The 22,741-nt window shown below is 45.6% G+C and carries 21 protein-coding genes and 2 riboswitches; of the genes, 5 read left to right on the forward strand and 16 right to left on the reverse strand.

Features of this window, described 5'->3' with window-relative positions:
* Positions 1-75: 75 nt before the first annotated feature.
* On the forward strand, positions 76-777 hold the full coding sequence (locus tag QUA71_RS06075) for a diacylglycerol/polyprenol kinase family protein (protein WP_445243755.1): 702 nt from the start codon (positions 76-78) through the stop codon (positions 775-777).
* A gap of 208 nt (positions 778-985) precedes the next feature.
* On the opposite strand, the gene QUA71_RS06080 is transcribed toward QUA71_RS06075, so the two are convergent.
* From QUA71_RS06080 to QUA71_RS06140, 13 genes are all read right to left on the reverse strand, one after another.
* The gene (locus QUA71_RS06080; RefSeq protein WP_333283299.1) at positions 986-1,834 is read right to left on the reverse strand and encodes an ABC transporter ATP-binding protein; all 849 of its coding nucleotides are present in this window, start codon (positions 1,832-1,834) and stop codon (positions 986-988) included.
* A gap of 237 nt (positions 1,835-2,071) precedes the next feature.
* Entirely contained in the window at positions 2,072-2,938 is an 867-nt protein-coding gene (locus QUA71_RS06085; RefSeq protein ID WP_333283301.1) for a methyltransferase domain-containing protein, read from the reverse strand.
* Between the two features lie 19 nt (positions 2,939-2,957).
* Complete coding sequence (locus tag QUA71_RS06090) at positions 2,958-3,398, reverse strand: hypothetical protein (protein WP_333283303.1); 441 nt, start codon at positions 3,396-3,398, stop codon at positions 2,958-2,960.
* A 156-nt stretch (positions 3,399-3,554) separates the two neighbouring features.
* Positions 3,555-3,699: riboswitch (cobalamin riboswitch) on the reverse strand.
* A 6-nt stretch (positions 3,700-3,705) separates the two neighbouring features.
* Positions 3,706-3,837, reverse strand: a complete 132-nt coding sequence (locus QUA71_RS06095; RefSeq protein ID WP_333283305.1) for a hypothetical protein — start codon at positions 3,835-3,837, stop codon at positions 3,706-3,708.
* 271 nt (positions 3,838-4,108) lie between these two features.
* Positions 4,109-5,524, reverse strand: a complete 1,416-nt coding sequence (locus tag QUA71_RS06100; protein WP_333283307.1) for an ABC transporter substrate-binding protein — start codon at positions 5,522-5,524, stop codon at positions 4,109-4,111.
* 108 nt (positions 5,525-5,632) lie between these two features.
* The gene (locus QUA71_RS06105; protein ID WP_333283310.1) at positions 5,633-7,030 is read right to left on the reverse strand and encodes an ABC transporter substrate-binding protein; all 1,398 of its coding nucleotides are present in this window, start codon (positions 7,028-7,030) and stop codon (positions 5,633-5,635) included.
* A gap of 103 nt (positions 7,031-7,133) precedes the next feature.
* Positions 7,134-7,940: a PspA/IM30 family protein gene (locus QUA71_RS06110; protein WP_333283312.1), complete on the reverse strand. Its 807-nt coding sequence runs from the start codon at positions 7,938-7,940 to the stop codon at positions 7,134-7,136.
* 371 nt (positions 7,941-8,311) lie between these two features.
* Positions 8,312-9,181, reverse strand: a complete 870-nt coding sequence (locus QUA71_RS06115) for a leucine-rich repeat domain-containing protein (RefSeq protein WP_333283314.1) — start codon at positions 9,179-9,181, stop codon at positions 8,312-8,314.
* A 102-nt stretch (positions 9,182-9,283) separates the two neighbouring features.
* A complete protein-coding gene (locus QUA71_RS06120) occupies positions 9,284-11,383 on the reverse strand; it encodes an SPFH domain-containing protein (RefSeq protein ID WP_333283316.1) in 2,100 nt (699 codons plus the stop codon).
* Between the two features lie 609 nt (positions 11,384-11,992).
* Positions 11,993-13,387, reverse strand: coding sequence for an ABC transporter substrate-binding protein (locus QUA71_RS06125; protein ID WP_333283318.1), 1,395 nt, complete (start codon positions 13,385-13,387; stop codon positions 11,993-11,995).
* A 374-nt stretch (positions 13,388-13,761) separates the two neighbouring features.
* Complete coding sequence (gene cbiQ, locus QUA71_RS06130; RefSeq protein WP_333283320.1) at positions 13,762-14,562, reverse strand: cobalt ECF transporter T component CbiQ; 801 nt, start codon at positions 14,560-14,562, stop codon at positions 13,762-13,764.
* Complete coding sequence (locus QUA71_RS06135; RefSeq protein ID WP_333283322.1) at positions 14,559-14,891, reverse strand: energy-coupling factor ABC transporter substrate-binding protein; 333 nt, start codon at positions 14,889-14,891, stop codon at positions 14,559-14,561. Before QUA71_RS06135 ends, cbiQ begins: the two co-directional genes overlap by 4 nt.
* 3 nt (positions 14,892-14,894) lie before the next feature.
* Positions 14,895-15,614 (reverse strand): energy-coupling factor ABC transporter permease, encoded by a 720-nt coding sequence (locus QUA71_RS06140; RefSeq protein ID WP_333283408.1) that lies wholly within the window; start codon positions 15,612-15,614, stop codon positions 14,895-14,897.
* Between the two features lie 61 nt (positions 15,615-15,675).
* Positions 15,676-15,822, reverse strand: a riboswitch (cobalamin riboswitch).
* 174 nt (positions 15,823-15,996) lie between these two features.
* Between QUA71_RS06140 and QUA71_RS06145 the strand changes: the two genes are divergently transcribed.
* Genes QUA71_RS06145 through QUA71_RS06155 form a run of 3 tightly spaced genes read left to right on the forward strand, consistent with a single transcriptional unit; the run spans position 15,997 to position 18,605 of the window.
* The gene (locus QUA71_RS06145; RefSeq protein WP_333283324.1) at positions 15,997-16,779 is read left to right on the forward strand and encodes a Uma2 family endonuclease; all 783 of its coding nucleotides are present in this window, start codon (positions 15,997-15,999) and stop codon (positions 16,777-16,779) included.
* Positions 16,779-16,988 (forward strand): hypothetical protein, encoded by a 210-nt coding sequence (locus QUA71_RS06150; RefSeq protein ID WP_333283325.1) that lies wholly within the window; start codon positions 16,779-16,781, stop codon positions 16,986-16,988. The genes QUA71_RS06145 and QUA71_RS06150 overlap by 1 nt, the downstream gene beginning before the upstream one ends.
* A gap of 42 nt (positions 16,989-17,030) precedes the next feature.
* Positions 17,031-18,605 carry an FAD-dependent oxidoreductase gene (locus QUA71_RS06155; protein ID WP_333283327.1) on the forward strand — a complete coding sequence of 525 codons (1,575 nt, stop codon included), beginning with the start codon at positions 17,031-17,033 and terminating at the stop codon, positions 18,603-18,605.
* 426 nt (positions 18,606-19,031) lie between these two features.
* Here QUA71_RS06155 and QUA71_RS06160 read toward each other — a convergent pair whose 3' ends face one another.
* From QUA71_RS06160 to QUA71_RS06170, 3 genes are read right to left on the reverse strand one after another with little or no spacing between them, the layout of a single operon-like run.
* Positions 19,032-19,364 carry a DUF2834 domain-containing protein gene (locus QUA71_RS06160; protein WP_333283329.1) on the reverse strand — a complete coding sequence of 111 codons (333 nt, stop codon included), beginning with the start codon at positions 19,362-19,364 and terminating at the stop codon, positions 19,032-19,034.
* Between the two features lie 56 nt (positions 19,365-19,420).
* Positions 19,421-21,553 carry a pentapeptide repeat-containing protein gene (locus QUA71_RS06165; protein WP_333283331.1) on the reverse strand — a complete coding sequence of 711 codons (2,133 nt, stop codon included), beginning with the start codon at positions 21,551-21,553 and terminating at the stop codon, positions 19,421-19,423.
* Positions 21,554-21,568: 15 nt separating this feature from the next.
* A complete protein-coding gene (locus tag QUA71_RS06170) occupies positions 21,569-21,895 on the reverse strand; it encodes a hypothetical protein (RefSeq protein WP_333283333.1) in 327 nt (108 codons plus the stop codon).
* A gap of 97 nt (positions 21,896-21,992) precedes the next feature.
* Between QUA71_RS06170 and QUA71_RS06175 the strand changes: the two genes are divergently transcribed.
* A complete protein-coding gene (locus QUA71_RS06175) occupies positions 21,993-22,442 on the forward strand; it encodes a hypothetical protein (protein WP_333283335.1) in 450 nt (149 codons plus the stop codon).
* The last annotated feature ends 299 nt before the right edge of the window (positions 22,443-22,741 follow it).

Below are 22,741 nucleotides of genomic sequence, written 5' to 3' on the forward strand. Positions count from 1 at the left end.
GGGTTATAACCTCGATCGCGCTTTCCACTAAAGTAGTAAAGAGTGCCTGATGTAAATAAGTTTTTCCTAAATATCGTGTCTATATTTTCTGAAATTCCGACTGTGTGGTTGCAAATTTCCCTCGTGGGAGTCTGGTTGGGTTTGATTTTACTGGTAGCTGAAGGGTTAAATCGCTTTACTTCTGTCGATCCTGAAGTATCGCGGAAGGTGGTGCACATCGGTACTGGAAATGTGATTTTGCTGGCGTGGTGGCTGGAAATACCCGGTTGGGTGGGGATTTCGGCGGGGGTTTTAGCAGGTGCGATCGCCCTAATTTCTTACCAAGTTCCGATTTTGCCCAGTCTTAACAGTATCAACCGCAAGAGTTTGGGGACTTTTTTCTATGCTGTTAGTATCAGCGTTCTCGTGGCTTGGTTTTGGCCGCTACAGCATCAGGAGTACGCTGCTTTGGGCATTTTAGTCATGACTTGGGGCGACGGATTGGCTGCTGTCATCGGCCAGAAATACGGCAAACATATTTATCGAGTTGGGGGAATCCAGAAGAGTTGGGAAGGTTCTGCAACTATGTATTTGGTGAGTTTTGCTGTTAGCAGTTTGATTTTGCTGACGGTTCAAGGCAATATTTGGCAAACTTGGGCTGTGTCTGCTGTTGTAGCTTTGGCTGCTGCTACTTTGGAGTCGGTTTCCAAGCTGGGAATTGACAATCTGACTGTGCCGATCGGCAGTGGGGCGATCGCCTTTTTCCTAAATCAATTTTTGATACTTGGTAATGTGTAATCTAAACTTCCCCCCACGGCCGGCGTTGCTGGATACAGGTATGAATTCCAGATTTGGCAATTGCTATAAACGGCGTTGCTGAATAGAGGTATGAATTCAAGATTTCCCAATTGCTATAAGCCCTCGGAGGGTGAGTTTTGTAACTTCAAGCGAAAAGGTAATTCATACCATGAATCAGCAACGCCAATTATCAATTGTCTAAGTCTCGTTAAAGCAGCCGACGTGCTTGTAAAATTTGTTGTTGCCATTGCTCGAAAGCGGGGATTTTTGAGCGATCGTCTGTTGGAAACATCGCCCTTATTTGCTCCATAAGCTCGATCGCCAGCGGTACGCCAAGCTGCAATTGTTCCAAGACATCCCGCTGAGCAAAAACGGTTTCCGGTGTTCCTTCTAAAATCAGTTTTCCCCGATCCATTACAAACACCCAATCAGCCCAGCGGTAGATGAAATCGAGGTCGTGACTTGCTAAAAGAATGGTGGTTCCGGTGCTGTGAATTTGTTGAAGTAAACCGATCAGTTGTCGGGTGTGACGCGGATCGAGATAGGCGGTAGGTTCATCTAACAGCAGCAGTTTGGGCTTGAGAACCATGATATCGGCGATCGACACCCGCTTTTTCTGCCCCAAACTGAGATTGTGAATTGGTTCGCGGGCGAGTTCGCTTAGATCGAATTGGTCGATCGCCTGCTGCACCTGTTGAGCAATTTCGGATTCTGTCAAACCTAAATTGTACAATCCATAGGAAATATCTTCTTCTACCGTCGAAGCTACTAATTGATGTTCGGGATTTTGAAAGACGAGTCCGATTTGTTGGCGCAGTTGCATCAAAGATTTGCGATCGTAGCGAAAGGGTTCACCTTCCCAGCGAATGATTCCCTGTTGCGGTTGATACAAGCCATTTGCTAACAGGAAAAAGGTAGTTTTGCCGCAGCCGTTTTGACCGATCAGCCCGCAGCGTTTCCCGGCGGGGACTTTGAGGTTTAAATCATGAATTGCCGATCGCGAACCGCAGGGATAGGAGTAGGAAGTGCCAGCGAATTCGAGAATCCATTCAGACATATTCGTTATTTTTTATTTTTTATAGCCTTGTTCCCAGGCTCTGCCGGGGAATAAATACCCGGAGGCTATGCCTCCAATTACCGATTACCGATGAATGATTACCAATTACCGATTACCGATTTCCATTGTATAGCAATCCTTGCAGGAGTCGTAAACTTTTTACCCCACCCCAACCCTCCCCTTATCAAGGGGAGGGAGTAAGAAATTCACAAATGATTTAGGATTGCTATATTTGTGTCAGCCTTCATCTGATTTTGACAACTGCCAAAGTTGCATTTCATAACAGAGATGTTGCTCAAAAAGTTTGCCCGCTTCCAATCCTTCAACCACCAACTTCTTGAACCAGCGGCGAAATATCCAGCGCAGGAATTTGTGTACGGGGGGAACTGTGATCGCAATCAAATCGGCAACATAGATCATTGTATTTAGTCCATATCGGCGGAAAGTATCGACATACAAATCGATAGTCGGCAAAATATGGGCGGAAATATCCTCACTTTTTACTAAACTGAATCCAGCCAGCTTTAATGCTGCATGAAGTTCCGTAACAACATGACAATTAGAGAACATTCCCTCTTTATAATTAGCATCAGAGCGCAGCATATCAGCCAGCAAAACGTAGCCGCCCTGATTGAGGATTTTGGCGGCACCGTTAGCAATATCAACAGCCGACATATACTGGCTACTTTCGCTAAAGAGAATAAGATCGTAGAAATGGGTTGCTTTGAAGTCTTCAAACCTCGTGAGGTGGAAGATTGCCCGATCGCCCGTACACTGGAGAAAGCGCTGCTGTTGAAACGGATCGGGTGCGAGCCCTTCGACTGCAAAACCTCGATCGAGCAAATAAGCCGCATTTCCGCCAATCCCACAGCCCACATCGAGTATCGTATGAGTGCCTTTGGGGATCGCATCCAACAGTTTTACAGTATAAGCTTGCTGAGCGAGGCGCAATCGTGCGATCGTTAGTTCGTCAGCGGGCACAGGTAGGGTTTCCCAATAGCCGTAGTGAAGGTAGGGCGAATCTGTCAGGCCCAAATAGTAATTAAGCGCTGCATTTTGGTAGCGAGTTACCTTGGAGATTTCGATGGATTTTGGCTGCGACATTCGGAAAATTTAGTAAGTTTTAGGATTTCGGGCAGAGTTGAAATTCTTCCCAGCGCTTGCATACTTGTTCATAGCACTCAACAGGAGAAATTGCCAATTTTTGCAACAAATTGATATCAATCTGACCGTTGGCGATCGACAAAAATATAATTGCTTCCTTGGGTTCGTAGCCAGCAATGATTTGGAGCAAATTTGAAACAGTGTTTTCCTCTATTTCTAGTTGTTGCAAATAAACGGTTGCCTCCAAGTCTGAAATAAATTGCAGATCGTACTTTATAGTATCTACGCTCCAATTCACATAGCCGTTAATGGGAGTATTGATTTTGCAAGCAACCAAGCCCCGTCCTCGATTCAAAAAGCCATTCCAAGCAGTATGTCCGATCGGCAAAATATTCTGGTGAATAAACAAGTTTTGCCAGTAGCCAAAACTACCCTGCCAAACACTATCTTCGATTCGCATTTGTTTTCCCTTAAAATAATATACGCTTCAGAACCCAGAGCGAATTACATCAGCGTTCATCTGTGTTTATCTGCTGATATCTGCTGTCAAAAAAGCCCAATCCAATAATTAAAAAAATAATAAACTCACCATCATCCATACCTCGCAGATGAAAAACAACAGGTAAACAAATCGGCGGGCATCCTGACTCAGAGATCCAACGATCTCATTACAGTTGCGGGACAGCGCCGGATTCGCACCGAACTTTCCCCCTTGCGTCTGATGGCTGTTCTCCATCAGAGCCGATCGATATACGGGGATATTACCACTATTTGGGATATTTGACAAAAAAGCGATCGGACATCTGCAACAATTCTTGTAGGGAGTAGGGGTTAGGCATCCTGCCGGCCCAAGACTTCCTTTTCAAGTCTATATTGTGATTCGGTGTGTCGCCAGTCATCGGAACAATTTTTCCCTGGATAAATTCATGCCGATCCTGAGAATTTACTTCAGCTTATAGATATTTTTCTGCCGTGTAGGTTGGGGTTTCAACGGGCGCGATTATATACAACGCTCTCCTTTAATTTCCCCGTTTCATTTTCTCTTAAGAATCAGGTTAATTAAACATAAAATTTGAGTTTAATCATGCTAAAAAACAGGCAATATACCTGTTCCACAAAGAGTTAATTTGATTGGGAAGTGGGCATCCTGCCCGATCGCACTTAACAAACTTACCGCAGCGGGACAAAGTTATAGCCAGTGCTTCCTCCTTGTTTAACTTCCACTAAAATCGGCTTACCAGCCCGATCTCCCGTGGGCAAAAACTTCACATCCTCGCTCGATCCTGCTGCCGAGAAATTCGGATTTCTGAGTGCTTGTTGCAACCCTTCCCGCGTATTGCTTTGCCCCAAGCCAGCGATGACAGCTTGAGTCGCGTCAAAACTCGTTGCGGTTCGCCAATTTACTACTCCTCCCCAACGCTGGCGGGCATTTTTAGGAAATGGATTGTTGGGATTAGTTCCAGGATGCCACGGAACAGGCAAAACAAGCCCGTCAACGTCTTTTTGCCCGTCTTTTAGCGTTTGAAAGGTGTAAAGAGTGGAATTGCTGTAAAGCGCTAATTTGCCTTGATTTGCACGCGCTAGATCGATCGCGCGATCGATGCGATCGACGTGGGATGCTACCATCAATCCTTGTGCACCTTGGCTAACAGCATCCGCGATCGCAGTGTTAGGATTAAATGTCGGCGCTGACAAGTCGCAGACAATAGGAACTAATCTGCCACCTGATGCTGAAAGAGAGGCAATAAATTCATCCTTAAACGAAGCTTTGCCAGCAGCTTGAGAGTCGTAGCAGAAGGCAATATTGGTTTTGCCGACTTGTTTAACGATATACTCTGCTAAAGGAGCAGTCGTCGAGGCACTATTTAGCACAGTCCGAAAAATATAGCTGCCAAAACCTGACAAATTATTCGTACTGCTGGTAGGTGTGATCATCACCAGTTTCTTTTCCTGATAAAGTGGAGCGGCAGCTAAAGACGCAGTGCTGTCATTGTGTCCGATTACCGCTAGAATTTTCTGGTCATTTGCTAATGCTGCTGCAACTTCTTTTGCAACTTCTGGACGGTTATTGTCATTGACAATTTCAACTTGCAAACCGGCACCGTTAATTCCTCCCCTAGCGTTGATTTCATCTTGAGCTTGCGCGACACCTCGGAGGATTTCTTGGGCAATGTTGGGGTTGCTGCCGCTCGGCACGCTGACGGCAATTTTAAGAGAAGTGCGATCGCTTACTCTCGCATTATTCAAATAGATTACCGTTTCCGGATCGTTGCGATTTTGTTGCAGCGAAGCCTGAAATTTTAGAACAGCTTCTTTGTAATCTCCTTTGGCAAAAGCTGTAACGCCTGCTTGTTTTTCGGCTGTGGTTTGCGATGTCAGCAATATCTGATTTCCTAAACTCATGCGAGTTGCGATCGCACCCGATGGACTCGTTCCCGATGGACTCGTTCCCGATGTAGGTGTATCTGAACTTTTGGATGCCAATAAACCGGGAAGTAACTTGTATGCGCCCAACCCAATTAAGCCGAAAATGATTATAAAAACAATGGGTGGCGGACTTTTTCTTTTGTTAGTATCTTGATACATGATTTGTTCTCCTTATTTTGATATTGTTTGGAGGCTCTTCCTCCGGGTACGCATTCCCTGGCAGAGCCTGGGAACAAGAATAATTAGTTTGATCGCACGAAAGCAAACTTACCGCAGCGGGACAAAGTTATAGCCAGTGCTTCCTCCTTGTTTAACTTGTACTAAAATCGGCTTTCCCGCCCGATCGCCCGTGGGCAAAAACTTCACATCCTCGCTCGATCCTGGTGTCGAAAAACTCGCATTTCTGAGTGCTTGTTGCAATCCTTCCCGCGTAGTGCTTTGCCGCAAGCCAGCGATCACAGCTTGAGTCGCATCAAAACTCGTTGCGGTTCGCCAATTCACAATTCCTCCCCACTGCCGGCGGGCATTTTCTGGGAAACGGCTACCGGGATTAGTTTCAGGATGCCAGGGAACGGGCAATACTAAGCCGTTAACGTCTTGTTGTCCGTCTTTTAAAGTTTGAAAGGTGTAGAGCGTAGTGCTGCCGTAGAGTGGCAATTTGCCTCGATTGCTGCGAGCCAGAGAGATGGCACGGTCAATGCGATCGATGTGGGGTGCTAGCATCAATCCTTGTGCACCTTTGCTGACAGCATCGGCGAGGGCATTGTCGGGATTAAAAGAGGGTAACGAAAAGTCGCAAACAGTGGGAACTAATCTGCCTCCAGCAGCAGTAAGAGCTGCCACAAATTCATCTTTAAATGATATGTTATCGGGTGCTTGGGAGTCATAACAAACCGCAATATTAGTTTGGCGTTCTGTTTTAACTACATATTCTGCTAAGGGAGCTGCCATTACGCTAATATTGGGGACTGTCCGAAAGATGTAGCTGCCAAATCCTGAGAGATTATTGGCAAAGCTCGTCGGTGTCACCATTACCAGTTTTTCTTGCTGATATATCGGAGCCGCTTCGAGAGACGCATTGCTAGCATTGTGTCCAATTACTGCTAGTATATTCTGATCTTTTGTCAATGTCTTTGCAACTTCTCTGACCACTTCTGGACTATTGTCATCGTTGACAATTTCTACTTGCAGTTTGGCGCCGTTGATGCCACCGATAGTATTGATTTCATCCTGAGCTTGGGCGACACCCCGGAGAATTTCTTGGGCGACATTAGGGTTGCTACCAATGGGAACGCTGACAGCAATTTTTAAGGAAGAAGCATTGCTGGCTGTGGCATTATTCAAATAAATAATGGCATTATTCAAATAAATAATGGTTTCGGGATCGTTGCGATTTTGTTGCAGCGAATCCTGAAAATTTTTGACGGCTGCTTGGTAATCTCCCTTGACAAAAGCTTCAACGCCGACTTTTTTTTCTGCTGTTGTTTGGGATGCCAGCAATATCTGATTTCCTAAACTGATGCGATTTGCTATCGCTCCCGATGTATCTGAGCTTTTTCCCTTGAATAAACCGGGAACGAACTTGTATGCGCCAAACGCAATTAAGCCGAGGATAATAAATACAATGGGCGGCGGACTTTTTGTTTTGTTAGTATCTTGAGACATAATTTGTTCTTCTTATTGCGATATTGTTTGGTGTTTGGATGCAGAGCCTCCGGGTATTCCCAGGCAGAGCCTGGGAACGATAAAAAGAACCTACAACTCTCGATCAATTCCTATTCTCCTCAACTGGTAAAACGTGCGAGTGATTGTACAAATTCAGTTCTAGCAGTCGGCGAGAAATCTCGTCGTCCAGCATCATGTTGTCGAGGTCTGCGGTCAGTTTTTCAGCCGGATTTTCCGATAATTCGACTAAGGCATTGGTTTGCAAGTAGCGCTTGTGGATAGATGACTGTGCCTCTTCAAATTGCGATTGCGCTGAATCGGTACTGATGCTGCCGTTCACTTTGGCAATATCCGCTAATGCCTCATTTACTTCTGACAAATCTTTGAGGTTTTGCAGTTCCATTTTGTAAGTTTCTAAACGCTGGCGTTCGCGATTCAATTTATCCTTATTTGCTATCAAAATTTGTTCGGATTGAGCAACTTGTCCTGCTAATGTTGGCAGCAATTTTTCAAGGGCGATCGCTTTTCCCATCGCTAAACGTGCGGCTGCTTCATTGCCGTGATAATTAGCTAGAGTTGCCTGCTGTTCTAGTTGCATAAATTCTTGCTTTTTGCTGTCATATTTCTGTTTTGCTTGTTGATAACTTGCAGAAATTTTGGCAACAGATTCAGTTAACTGAAGCACCGACTGCTGCATGGATTTCAGCGATTCTTGGGCAACTTGCACCGCAATTTTGTTGTCAGCTTCAATGGGCAATCCCCACATCCAATTCCACACGGCTTTAAGTTTGTAACTAGCGCGATTGCCCAACAGCCCGTGAATTAATTTGAGTGCGGCCAGCGCCGCTATACCCAACACAATAAAAGCCGTCGGGTTGGGATTATTTTTCTGTGGTTTTTGTTGAGTCATTTTGCATTCTCCTTGATGAGTTTTCTCGGCAATTTTTGGTGTGAATCGAGCAAGTTATGTCGGCGAAAAATATAGTTATCCAGCAGCCTCATGTTTGTGTTTGGAGTGATAACCAGAGAACACTGACACCAAATTGAATCAATTTCAATTGAATACTGTTAACATAATCAAACAAGCTACGCTGAAAGTCAATTCATATAATTCATTGATTGATCTCATAAAAGTCATATTCAAAAAAAATGTTGCTATTAACCCTTGTACTTCTACAACAGGCTGTTGCGATACTGCTATGGTAAATTTATCTGTTTTTGTGCAACTATAAATGGCATAGTCTTGTACCTCTAATTTTCTTAACTGTAAAGTTGCAGCATTTAATTGCTGAGTTCCCAGTTGCAGATAGAATGTGGCTTGAGAGGACAAGTTTTGGGGGCGATCGGATTTCCGCTGAGTCCGAGAGCCTTAAGTTTAGTCAAAGATTGCAATGGTTTAATGTCGCTGATTTTATTGGTGCTGAGATTGAGTAAAGTCAGGTAAGTCAAGGATTGCAATGGTTTAATGTCGCTGATTAGATTGGTGCTGAGTTCGAGAAAAGTCAGTCTAGTCAAGGATTGTAAGGGCTGGATGTTGCTGATTAGATTGTTTATGAGTTCGAGATAATCCAGTTCAGTCAAGGATTGTAAGGGTTTGATGTCGCTGATTTTATTGTTGCTGAGGCAGAGATAAAACAGGTTAGTTAAGGGCTGCAAGGGTTTAATGTCACTGATTTTATTGTCCCTAATGACGAGCAAATTCAGGTTAGTCAAAGATTGCAATGGTTTAATGTCACTAATTTGATTGTTGTCGAGGGAGAGTTCAGTCAGGTTAGTCAAAGATTGCAAGGATTGAATATCGTTGATTTCATTTCGGCTGAGGTCGAGTTCAGTCAGTTTAGTCAAAGATTCCAAGGGTTTTATGTCGCTGATGTCATTGTTATCAAGGTCGAGTTTTGTGAGACTTGAAAGTTTCTGATTAGCCGCATCGCACTCAGTAGTCTTAGATTTCCGCAACAACACTTCAACAGTATGTTTAGCTTCAGGACTCAGAGAAGCTTTTTCGCGACACCAATCACCAAATGTTTTGTTTGCGGGTTGGGTTTCTGCTGCTAAAACCGAAAGTCCATTTCCACATGATCCTAGACCGATCGCACTAAAAGCAACTACCACCATCAACCTTGACAAATTCACGTATTTCTGTGTAACCATAAACGTCATAATTTTGCACCTCTAATTCTCTGAACAGCAAAATCTTAGACAAAAAGCTTTCAGAGAAGACAACCGTCCTCTCTACAAACTGCACAAATAAACTCAAATATCGTCAAGCAATTCACCAAACGCCCAATCAATATCAGTCTCAGCAACAGCCACAGATTGAGCAACTGGTGAATGATTAGGAGACTCCCGTGACTCCACCGAATGCACTTTTGCTACTGGTGATTCCGCTACAGGTTCCACAACAACAGACTTAGATTTCTTGACATTAATTACAGGTGATGCTGCTCCATTTTCTCCATTTTTACTGGTTTCATTCCGCAGCAACATTGCCATCAAACCGTCCAACAAACCCCCACTACCGCCATTACCATTCACTGCGACATCGGGAACAACGCGAACACTACCATCTGAGACAGCCTGCATCAGTTGCAGCAGCGTGTAACTCTGCGTACCGAGGGCGTTGACACCAACTTGATAAGCATCCGCTTTTGCCTGTCCCATCAGCCGAATCCCTTCTGCTTCACCGCTTGCGTGTTCGATCGCAGCAGTTGCGCTCAGTTGGGCAATTTTCACCCCTTGTTCCGCCGCCACCACCTGATTTTGAATGTTTGCGATCGCAGTTGCGCGCACCAATTCTTGACGCTGCGACTCTGAAATGCGCTGTACGTCGTAAGTTTTTTCTTGTTCCTGAGCAATTTTGCGATCGGTCAATGTTTGCATTAACTCTGCTGGCGGCGAAATCAAACCGATCAGGGTGTCCACAGCTTGCACATCATAGGCCCGCAGCGCTTGACGAACGTGTTCTGCGGCCTCTGCTTGGCGTTCGCTGCGCGCGATCAGAAAATCGAGTATTGTATATTCTTGAGAAGAATTGCGAAAATAATTGCCCACAATTGGACGCAGCACTTGGTCGATTAGATTTTGCATCGAACCTTGGCGCGAAATGACTCTCGGTGCATCCAAAGTACCGACATGAATGATCTGAAAAACTTCTAACTCAAACGTAAATCCGTCAAAAGAAAGCAATTTCAGAGCGCTTAACTTAGAGTCGTAGCCGTGTTCTCCGCTGAACCGGGATGTGAAGTTTAAAACTACATCCGTAGTGGGGACAAGTTCGACTTTCATCACTTTTGTATTGATGGGATGTTTGCCGGGGTAAAGCGGTTCGACCCACACACCTTTATCGCCTTTGTTGACGAGATTGCCGTGGGTAAAAGCGGCGCCGCTTACATCTTGGTGCGATTTTCCCACATAGGAAATTACTACGCCTACATAGCCGATCGGCACTTCCGTCATTTTTACCTGTTCAACTTGCACAAACCAGGGATTGAGGTTCCAAGAACCGGATAAAATCACCTGTTCTTGCAAGCCCCTGCGCCCCTTACCTTTGATGAAACATTGCGCTTTTTGGAAATTGTCGTGACCGGGAATTATCGGCCCGGCAATTTCACCTTCATCAATCGGAATCCCGTCTAGCACGTTCGCAATTCCCACGCGATCGGGAGCAAGTTTGTATAGTTGAAGTTGCGACGGCTGCATACCCTTTGCAGTGGCATTGGCAGAAGTAATCACCTCAAATACGGCCGTATTAATCCGATAAGTACCAGTGGTGATGATGGCTAGTTGCCGTCCTTTTTCTCCACCGTCGGTGAGAAACTTTCGAGCATTTTGAAAATTGTCGCAATCGACGACTTTGCCTAAAATGCGATCGGGAGGAATGGTGGCTCCGTCATTGGCAATAATTAAACCAATTTCATCTTGAGGAACGACAACAACAGGTTCTTTGCGAATGCTATATTGCCAGGGAAAATAACCAAAATGCCAGCCGGGAGGGAGGGTATCTGCTTGCAAACCTCCTTCGCCATCGAGAGCAATCAATCTACTGGATGGCAAATTTTTGCGGGAAAATTTCTTGGTAACAATTCCTACTTCTCGTTCGCCGATCGCGATCAGTCCCAAAATCCAGCCAATCTTAGGTAGGAAGATGAAAATTAGTACAATTCCTCCTACGGGATAAATCCAAATCGGAAGGCTAATTCCTTCAACTTGGGCTGGTTGAACTTCTTGGGATTGGGGTGGCGGCGGATTGGTTTGAGCAGAAGTTGGTGGCGCGATCGCTCCTGCTGCTGCGATCGTAGTTGCTACAGATACTGCTAGGGGTAGAAGTTTGCGAAGCCAACGTAATTTACTCATAGTTTTCAACCTGCTTTAAGCTCAAATGTACTGAAAACTTGTTAACTAGAATCAGTATTCAATAGATTTATTAGAAGGTCAATTCATTAAATTCATTAATTAAGTTCATAAAAGTCATATTTGGAATATATTTTTGTAGGGAGTGCGATCCACAGATTCAGTAAAAACCCGGTTTATGAAGGTTGTGATGCGTAACTATCGTTGATATTTTCTGATTAGCCACATCGCATTCAGTAGTCCCTGCTTTTTCCAAAAGGGCTTCTACAGTATGTCTAGCTTCTGGATTCAAAGAAGCATACTCGCGACATCAATCACCAAATGTTTTGTTTGTGGGTTGGGTTTCTGCTGCTAAAACTGAAAGTCCATTTCCAGATAATGCTACAGCGATGAGTGCACTACAAGTAAGTGCGCTCAACTTTGGTAAATTCATGTATTTTTGTCCAAGTATAAGTGTCATCATCTTGTACATCCCATTGTCTATAATGTCAAGTTTTAGCATTAACGAAAAGCTTTAAGAGAGAACGATCGTCCTCTCTATAAATTGCACAGATTAACTCAAACATTGTCAGATGGTAATTCACCAAATGTCGAATCAATATCAGTGAGAAACTAGGGAATGGGGGTGAAATCATAGCCGTAGGTGGAACGACTACCTTCGACCACTTTCACCAACTGCACAGGAGCATTACGATCGCCCGATGGCAGAAATGAGATCGTGCCAGAAGCTCCCGATGCAGTAAACAATGGACTGTGCAAGGTTGCCGAAACACCTTCACGAGTGGGATTTGGTTGCAAAGCTGTGCCGAGAGCTTGAGTCGCATCATAGGCAGTTGCGGTGCGCCAGTTAACATCGCCGCCCCAGAGTTGGCGCGATCGTTTTGCGAAGTTCTCCGACCCCGCAGCCAGAATGTGCCAAGGCACTGCTATGACCATGCCGCGTCCTTGCTCGCGGGTCACATCTAGGGTTTTGGGGCTGTAAACATCATCCCCACCGAGCACAGGTAAGCGATTATTATTGGCCTGGACAACCTGGAAAGCGCGATCGAGCGAATCCGTATTGCTGGCTAGCATAATCACTTCTGCTCCGAGCTGTTTAGCTTCTTCTAAACTTTTTTTGAGGCTGAGGCTCGAATCGGACAGATCGTATTCGCCGACAACTTGGCCGCCTTGGAGGGCGATCGCAGTGCTAAATTCCCCCTTAAGAGATTTACTGTATTCACTTTGGGAATTGAAATAAACAACCGCTTTTTTCAGCTTCAATGTTTGCAGCATATAGTCAGTCAGCGCCCTAGCTGAAACATAGTCGCTTGGTACTGTCCGCAACACATAGGGGCTTTTATTTGACAGTTGAACCGCTGTACTAATTGGAGAAATTGCGACCAGCTTGCCCTGGTTATAGATATCGGCAGTGGCTAGCGTCACACTACTGGCATAGTGTCCAACAACACCAAGAATACTTGACTCATTGACTAATGATTCAGCAATTTTTTGTGCGGTTTTATTATCGTTGTTGTCATTGGCAATTTCAACCATGAGTAACCGACCCTTGATACCGCCAGCCGCATTAATTTCCTGTTGAGCTTGAGCCACGCCTCTCAGAATTTCACGGGAGCCATTGATATCGGTACTCCCTGGAATAGAAACCGCAATTTTAAGTGGGTTGCGCGAGAATGCTTTGGCATTGTTGCTGTAAATCAAAGCTTCGGGATCGTTAGGCTTTTGTTGCAGCGATAGATCGAATAATGCTTGTGCACTTGCATAGTTGCCACTTGTAAACGCTTCTGCCGCTTGGAGTTTAGTAGGAGTGCCGTCTTTTGGAAAGAATAGAGTCTCCCCTTGGCTCATGGAATCTTTAACAGCATCAGTATTAATTTTGATCGAGTTGCTAGGCAATGAATTAAGGATTTTACCGCCCAAGCTAACTCCTCCAATTAAGAGTAGTGCTGCAATTATGTAGAAGATCGGGGGCGGGGAAAATTTTCCCTTGGTGGAATCAGATGTCATGAGTTGTTTCTCCTAGGATTGAATAACAGCATATTTCATGTGTTTGACACACACACAATCGCGTGATATATATAGCTGAATTAGCAATACTTACTACTGTATTTAATAAACTTAGAATATGCTGTATATTTCAATCTAGTCTTGCAATATACAGAAAATTCGTTTACTACAACAAGTATTCAACAGCTTTCTGTTAAAGTCAATTCATAAAAGTCATTCATTATGTTCATAAAAGTCATATATTCAGTTTTTGCCCCCCTTTTTGATTCTGCCGTTGAAACCGCTTCTACAGAAACGAAGTCGGCCTCCGCACACTAAGAGATAAAATTACTGGTTCCCAGCCTCTGCCTGGGAACCACTGGGGCTTCATGAATTTAGCTCTGAAATAACACACTTAATAAAGTTAAAACCGTGCAACCAAACACGGCTTCAAATGTATATCTTCTCGAAGGTTTGTAAGGGGAAGAATTCCAAACGCGCAATTCTCCATTAAAGCCGCGCGACGCTAAACTCAGCGATACTTGACGGTAGTTTTCCAAAGTTCGCTGAAGCAATTGCCCGATTAAAATGCTTAAACTCTGCATTCCCCGCTTCCAAGTGCGGTAGCCGCAGCGCGAGTTTTGTGCTATCCAAAGTTCATCGGCGATCGCCAATAAGCTAAAAATAAACCGATACATTAGTAATAGCAGTTCTGTGACTAACTCTGGACAGCGTAATTGTCTGAGAATTTGCAAGATTTCGGTAAATGGAACCGTTAAGAGGATGAAATACATACAGCTTGTCGATGCGAAGGCGCGGGCAAATAGCAAGCTCACTTGGTATATTCCGGTGCGGCTCACATACAGATAAAAACTGCCGATGCTAATGCCCCAACCTTGCCAAATATCCCACTGGATTGCAGGGATACGATCGCCCGCAGCCGCACCCAGCGCCAAAGCAGGCAAACTTGTCAGCAAAAACATCAACGGTAGCGACAGCAACCGCAAATACAGTTTCCCCGGAATACCCGCATAGACGACGATCCACACGGCCAACCAAAGGGCGATCGACAATTGGACGATCGCCCCAGAAACGAGAGACAGAATTAAAAGGGCGATCGCAAATGATAACTTGTGAGATGGCGGCAACCCGCGCAAGCGATTTGTATAAGCCAGACTATCAATCTGATGGTTCATTCCGACGATTTATTATCAGACTGCTGCCGAGATTGCGATCGGCCTTTATACAACCCAATGACGTACCCAACTACGCCAGCCCCCATCGCCGCTTGAGACGCAAACAATAGACTTGAAATTTCTCCGCTAGCCGGCTCAAACAAGTGATTGACCCAAGGTTTATAACCCGGTTGAATTTCCGTAATTGCTTTCTTAGCTTGGTCATCGGAACCGCCATATTCACCCCGCACAAAAACGAGAGGAAACGCTGCCATAACAATCACAGCGCCAGCCAAAAGCCAATTTTGCCGCGAAGTAGATTGGTAATTTTTTGTAGGTTTTTGATTCACGGCTTATGACTCCTGTCTCAATAATTTCAAAGTTTCCAACTCCGGCTTCCCGTAAGAATGCAGCCAATTCCAGACCAATAGAGTCAGCAATCCCTCACTAATGGCTAGGGGTACTTGAGTGATAGCAAAGATGCCAGCAAACTTGAGAAACGAAGCCATAAAACCGCCACTGGCTGCCGGAAAAGCTAATGCTAATTGAATCGAAGTCGTTACATAAGTTAGCAAATCTGCCAAAGCCGCAGCACCAAAAATTGCCGCCCGCTGGCTGCCAGTTCGCAACAGCAATTGATAGATAAAATACGCAGCGAAAGGGCCGACAATTGCCATCGAAAACATATTCGCTCCCAGCGTTGTCAACCCACCATGCGCTAACAGTAACGTTTGAAAAAACAGAACTAAAGCCCCCAGTACCGCCATCACCGAAGGGCCGAACAAAATTGCACCCAAACCCGTACCCGTCGGGTGAGAACAACTCCCCGTTACCGAGGGAATTTTTAAAGCAGAAAGCACAAAAGTAAACGCACCCGCCAAAGCAAGCAATAGTTTAAGTTCCGGGTGTTCTTTTGTAATGCGAGTAATTGAACGCAAACCTACTGCAAAAAAAGGCAACGCCACCATCCACCAAAATGCAGCCCATTGCACCGGCAAAAAACCTTCCGAAATGTGCATAGCTGCGGCGGGCGTTGCCGATCCCAGGACAATATAACAACTCAAGCCAGCCATCAATCCCAAGCTGACCAATTTCCGATTTCTGGTCTTCACGCTGAACCTCGCAGATGAGACTATGTAAACTAACACATCGGCGGGCATCCTGACTCAGAAAGCGACATGACTCTCATTACAGTTGCGGGACAGCGCCGGACTTGCACCGAACTTTCCCCGTTTCCTCTAACGGCTGCTCCCCATTAGAACCGACTCGTTAGACATAGTTTAGTCGATCGTGTAAGTCTCAGCAAATCTTTTACAAAAATTACTTCAGATTAACTAAGTCAAAATTACCTATCATCTTCTCTTCTCTTCCTTCGCTTCTTCGCGGTTCGTTCAATAAATACTATCGCTCAACAAATCAACGGTATAATATTAGTGAGTTTTGAGGAAAGCCGCAATGTTACAGTACAACTTGCCGAGGAACTTGCCCTCCGCCGATGAACTACCAGACTCGGATGAAACGCCTGTGGATAACGAACTGCAAGAGCTAATACCAGGGTTGTTAAAAGCAATATTGCTCCTACTTTGGTCAGAACGCATGGACTGGTTTTTTGGCATAGATATGGGTATTTATCATCACCCTGACGAACCACCCATTGTCCCCGATGCTTTCTTAAGTTTAGGAGTAGAACGATTTTACGACGAAGAATTGCGCCCCAGTTACGTGCTGTGGGATGAAAATGTCATGCCACTTTTCGTGCTAGAAGTTGTTTCCCCAACTTATCGCAAGGAATACAGCACCAAGTTGGAGACTTATCAAGCTTTAGGCGTACTTTATTACGTCATTTATTCTTCCCGCCGCCGTCGTAAACCTCATTTGGAAGTACACAAGTTAGTCAATGGGAAGTACGAGTTACAGTCAGGAAATCCAGTTTGGATGCCAGAGATTAGTTTGGGGATTGGTTGTGAAAGGGGAAGTTATTCTGGGGTGACAAGGGAGTGGTTGTATTGGTATGATGCCGATGGAAAACGTTATCTGACTCCTGAAGAACAGGTGAAAGAATCCACGCAGCGCGCCCAACAGGAATCGCAGCGCGCCCAACAGGAATCGCAGCGCGCCCAACAAGAAGCCCAGCGCGCCCAACAGGAAGCCCAGCGCGCCGATCGATTAGCTGAACGTTCCGATCGACTAGCTCAGCGATTGCGGGAGTTGGGGATAGATCCTGATAATTTGAGCTGATGACAATCAAGAGTACCAGACTGACGGACTCTGGACGCTCAGAAACCGGGTTTTTCAACCGAGATCGATCGTCCTCAACGAAAGATTTTCAGGAAAAAACCCGGTTTCTGCATCCAGGAATGTGTGAATATTATTTATCGCAAAAATCAGGAAAAATGGGGCTAGATTTGGGAAAAACAGAGAGTTTGACGGCAAACATTGAGATTTAGCTCGAAAACATGAAAATCAGGAGAGGTTATTAAATAATGGTCATGGATGTGCGTTCTTACGATGTCATCTGTTTTGGTGATGAAGTTCCAGGAGTTCTAGCTGTTGTCTCTGCCTCCAGAGAATATCTTCGCCGCACAAAGCGTTATCCGCGAATTCTGCTGATGTCTAAAGGAAGCTTGCAAGAAGGAATTGGCGGGCATTTGGTAAGAGGTGGCCTTGCTTATTTAGATAGAAGTCAGATTAGTGAACAACTTCAACAATCTTTAAAGTTAGATACCTTTGGTTCACCGGCGACAATCTATAAAGAATTTTTACAAAAATCCGGCGTTAAGGCAATTGCACTTGACCCCCGCAAAGCCAGTGCAGCGCTGAAAGAAATGCTGGTACAAGCTGGGGCAGATCTCCTCAGCAAAGTAGAAATTAAATCAGTCAGTAAAGAAGGCCAAAAAATTGCCAGTATAACCACCTCTCAAGGCGTAGTTTATGCCGGCAAGCAATTTATTGATGCCACTGTCAATGCCGAATTAGCTCAAGCTGCCGGTGTGAGAAAGCTGAAGGGATTTGAAACATTCGGTCTGCCTAACTCAGAACTTCCAGTCACCCTCGTTTTTGAAACCCAAGGACTCAGTGCAAGAGCCCTGAAAGAATTCGATTATATTTATCTAAAACGCTTCACCAACCTGGCCGATGCAGAGAGTCAAAAATTTTTGCTGTACGCTGCCGACAAGGATGCCAAACTAGCAGAAGAACTCCGGCGGGAAATGAAAGATACTCAAGGCAATCTCAAAACTCTGTGGGCGGGTAACGATTACATCGATGTACGCTCGCCGGCTCTGTCTGTAGCTTACCACTCCTTTAGAGGAATAAAACTATCTTTTTCTGAAAGCGGCACAATTTTAGATGAGGGAAATATAGCCGTACTTCCAAATGATAGACTTTCGTGGAATGCGCTTTTATTTGCCGTCACCGCCAGCGAAGCGGAAGCCTTAGCTAGAAGCGGGAGCAAACCTACGGCTAATATGCAAAGAGAGATGTTATTTGTTACAACTTGGCTGAGGAGTTTGGGCGCTACTTCTGTTACTTATGCCTCAGAACTTTATATCAGACACGCCGGCAATGTGACGGGAGTTGTAGAACCTTTAACCGGCGCACAAATGCTGTTAGGTGGCGTACCTGCTAATGAAGCCCTGGCAACATTTAGCTATCATTTTGATGTACGCGGAGGCATCCCGGGTATTGGCGAGAAAGCAAACAGTCTAGGATGGTTTAAAAGTCTGAGTTTTAAACACCCTATCTTTAATATTGGCATCCGCCACGCATTGATTAAAAACGTTCCTAACCTGGCAGTGGTCAGTCCCTGTTCTGGATTTGAAGGGTTTGCTTGTTCTGTCGGCAGAATTGTGGAATTCAACGCTGCAGTTGGTCAAGGTGTGGGTATCGCTGCGGTTAATGCCATTCTAAATAACAAAAATCTAGCCGATGTATCTAACCGAGAAGTGAGACAAGTTCTCGCCCAAACAGGTCAGTTACCTAAAATTTTTGGAACTCCAAATAATGGTGAGGCAATGCTATTAGCGCAATTCGAGACTCTTGCCAGTTCGGATGCTATTGCGTAATATTCATTTCAATAAGCAATGCAATAGTAGGTTTGGCCAGTGGAACGAAACCCTACACAAAAGTTTTTAGCCAGAAATGAATGAAATTGGTATTAGTATCAAATCCGGTAGCATCGTAATTAATATTACCCACAGCTTTCGAGACGGCGCCGTGCGGTTTCCCTACAATTAATCCGGGTAGGGAAACTGCACTGCCCTGTCCTCTATATTATCTCGCTCGTGCAACCGGAAACGATATAACATTATGTCCCCTCGAACGACAACAATCACGTTGGTTTGTAGTGAGGAATTTAATCCTCATAAAATTCTGATCACTTCCGCCGTCACTACAAACCTATAACGGTGATTTTACCGGAAATTATATAATACCTCGATCGCCTGCACCGAATTATTGTGCTGCGCGGCACTAATCGGTTAAACAACTGTTTAACTTGAGACTTCACTAGATTTTTCCAGCTTGGTTTCCCGCACAAACAAGAAAAGCGGGAAAGCACATGAAAACGAAACAAGCACACCCAGAATTATGTACAGCCCTACAAAACTTATATCCAATCGTTTCGACTCAGCGTACATCCAAGTGCTTCCTGCTACAGTTGCGATAAACAAATCTAAACTTACCGATTTCGCAGCAAGATTAGCCGAACTCTCGTTTATAAAGTCGAGCAAGCCCGCATTGCTAAAAAACTGCAGGTTATAGTACCAAGGCAGCACAAGCCCCAGAATGGCTAGGATGAGATAAATGATTCGCTTAACGCTCATAATTACCCTACCTGTTCGTCATCAACTGTATTAGCCTACTCGTTAACAACCAATCCTTACTTCTTCTTCGGGCAGTTCGGATGAATGCCCCCCTGCAAACAAATGTAAGCAATTTGACTTTTATCTAAATTCTTAGCCTCCGCAAAATCAACTCCTAGGAATCGACCGGATTTACTACCAGTCGGATTTTGAATAAATTGATCCGACGCTGTTTTCCCCAGAAACACAGCGCCTTTAAAATTCGCTCCAGCTAAATTCGCGCCCCTAAAATCAACCGAACTCACCTCCGCATTCCGAAAATTGGCATCTTGCAACCGAGCATCTTTTAAATTGACGTTGGCGAGTTTAGTCGAAGTCAAATCTGCTTTTTGTAAGTTTGCGCCGCCCAAATCAGCACCGGACAAATCAGCACCTTGCCATTCCGATTTAGACAAATTTGTCAAGGACAACTGAGCGCCTTGAGCCTTCACTTTGGCCAAACGCGAACCAGACAAATCTGCTCCCGACAAATTCGCGCTTCCTATATCTGCCCCGGTAAAACTGGCATTTTTTAACTGCGCTTCCTGTAAATTTGCTCCTATTAAAATAGCACTGCTGAAATTAGCTGAATTCAAATTGCCGTTTGACAAATTAGCTTTGTTCATGACAGCGCGCACAAAAGTAGTCCGGTTCATGACAGCACTGTTCAAAGACGCCCCGGTCAAATTTACTCCTTCCAAATTAGCGCCGCTCAAGTCAGAAATCCAATCGTCAAATGTACCCGGACGCCTGTCTTCGCCGGTGCCGTAAAAGCGAGCTCCCTGCAAGCTGGCATTGGTTAAATTGGCATTTCTCAACTTAATTCCCGACAAGTCAACTTTGTTTAAAACTAAAGTAAACTGAGACGGGCCGGCAGGACTTTGAGCTAAATCCGTGCGACTGAGATCGACACTGTTGAGCTGGCTGCTATACACTGTGAGAATTTTGCCGATCGCCCTTTGTACTGTTCGCTGGCGGGCGGCCGCTAACTCGCGTTCCGGGGCCTTGCCGCCAAAGCGCAGGGAATCGAGATCGTTGCTGAGGGCTTGATTCAACCGCTGCAACTCAGGCAAAGCTTTCGGCCCGCTACTGACTAAAGCTTGCTGGATCGCGTCCAACATGGCGCGGTTGTCTTCTTGAGCTAGCAAATCCGCTAGCAGGGGTACGGCGCGGGAGTCTTCCACCGCCCCCAAAGCCAAAATGGCCGATCGCCTGCCCGATGCCCCGCTAGCCGATGTGGGAGACAATTTGCTAACTAAAGCTACAAATAATTCGTCGTTCCGCTGCCGGGAATCCCGCATATTTGCTTGACTTTGAGTGTAGATGAGAGTGCCGACAAACAAAGTTAAAATCAATCCCGCGCTGCCGACGGTAACTATTACTAAAGTTGTGCCTGGGTGTTGGCGCATCCAATTCCACAAACTGGCATTTGTTTTCAGGCTGCTTTGCGGAGTCACAACCAAAGCCGCAATCTGCGCGTCTTCCTCAGTCCAATCTTGAGTCGGGACAGGATCGGCAGACACTTGATTCGATCGAGCATTGACCACCAAAGTATTCGCGAGGCGATCGTGTCCCGCTTGCCGTTTGTAGCGCCATGCAAAAGCCCCGTCTGCGAGCACTGCCAAGCCGCTGAGCCCCCCTAAAATCAGCAAATCTGGAAACGCACCGCTCAAGCGCCAAATGCCGTAAGCGACGCCCAGAGGCACTCCCCAGCGCCCCAAACTTTCGCGAATTAGCACTGGCCCAAAACCCGGAGGAGTACCCGACGCTGTGACAACTTTGACCCCGAACCAGCGTTTGGGGATAGTTTGACCGGTTCTGGCTAGCAAAAACAGTTGCCACCCCGCTAAAACTGCCGGTGCCAGCAGCGCCCCTGACCAGAATAGATTAGTTAGGGGTGCGACTCTGGGGCTGCGATCGCGCACGGGTATGCCCAAGGTACGGGCGACGGTTTCGGATGCTGCTGCTACTGAGGAATTGAGCGGCACGGTTTGAGATTCCCTGTTGACCAATGCCCCGATACTGAAGGGAACGAGGGCGCTGGCCGCAATTAACGAAATTTCCACTGCCCAAGCGCCGCACCTGCGAACCAGCAGTGGCATTTGCTTGGATTGTGTTTGCCAAGACGGATCGGGTTGATTGATGCCGGTGGGCGCGGTGGGGTTAGCCATATTTAGAAATTCCTATTATTTGTCGTTAGTATTTGAGGACTCGGGGGAAATTGCCAATTTATACGCTATGTAGATTAGCACTCCCAGAACGGCAAGAGTCATCAGCGATGAAATTAGCTGTACGACGCTATTGAAGACTGTCAGGACAATTATCGCTCCGACGGCAAAGGCTGCCACCTGCCCGGGTTTGGGGAGTCTTTGAAACTTGTCCAATAATTGATTGTAGAAGGTTCCGACGGCTTGATAGCTGTCTGAATTTTGTGTGATGAGCGGCGATCGTTCTACTTTAGCTTTTAGTTCTCCGAACGCTTGCTGCCAATTGAAGTTATTTTGAGGATTCATAAAAAAATTCCGAAGTTATTTTAGATTAATGTGTTTGGAACAGCCGTTATCCCCTACCGTCAAAGAACTAGAACCAAATGTCATTGTGTGAGGAAACATGAAGATCAATTATCCGGGCGATCGCGGCAAACTGTGGTTTAGCCCGATCGTGACCGTAGCCTTGGCAATGATTTTAGCGGATGCCGGTGCCCTTCGGAGCCAACCGCTACAAATTGCTCCGGGATTTCCCGAACCGCTGGGAGTTTCTGGAGTTTCCGGCGGCCCGAACAATAGCGGCGACTGCGGTTTTGTCTCCCAAGGACCGAACCACGTCATCGAAGTAACGCAGGATTTGCCTTACTGGCGGATTGCAGTACAAACCGCTGGAGCTCCAAGTTTGATGATTCAGGGGCCGAGGGGGCGTTTCTGCGTCCTGCCGCCGAATGCTGCTGCGGGGAATGTAGAATTTTCCGGTTATGGGGACAAGGGGACTTATGTTATTTTTGTGGGCGATCGATCTCAAGGTCAACACCCTTACTCTCTCTCTATTTCCCAAAAGCGAAATTAAAAATACAACGGAATTAGGAGGCTGGCTGTCACAAAATTGGCTTTTTTGCGATCGTAAATAAGCCGGAGTTCTGACAGCAAGTGCGGGGAAGCGGTCTATTTCTACGTTAATTTTGCGGAGAATAAAAACCGTAACTTCCTCATAAGCGCCATTTGGGTTCCTCTCAACTATTACTCCATTGCGTAGCTCGGAAGGTCTTTTTTCATCTCCTGGATACCCTTCTACAAACTCTTCAAATGTTATCTATTTGACTAGGGTTTGACTCTTGAAAAATTATCCATTCATATAACCCTCAATAG

The sequence above is a fragment of the Microcoleus sp. MON1_C5 genome, assembly GCF_036701875.1.
Lineage (GTDB): Bacteria > Cyanobacteriota > Cyanobacteriia > Cyanobacteriales > Microcoleaceae > Microcoleus.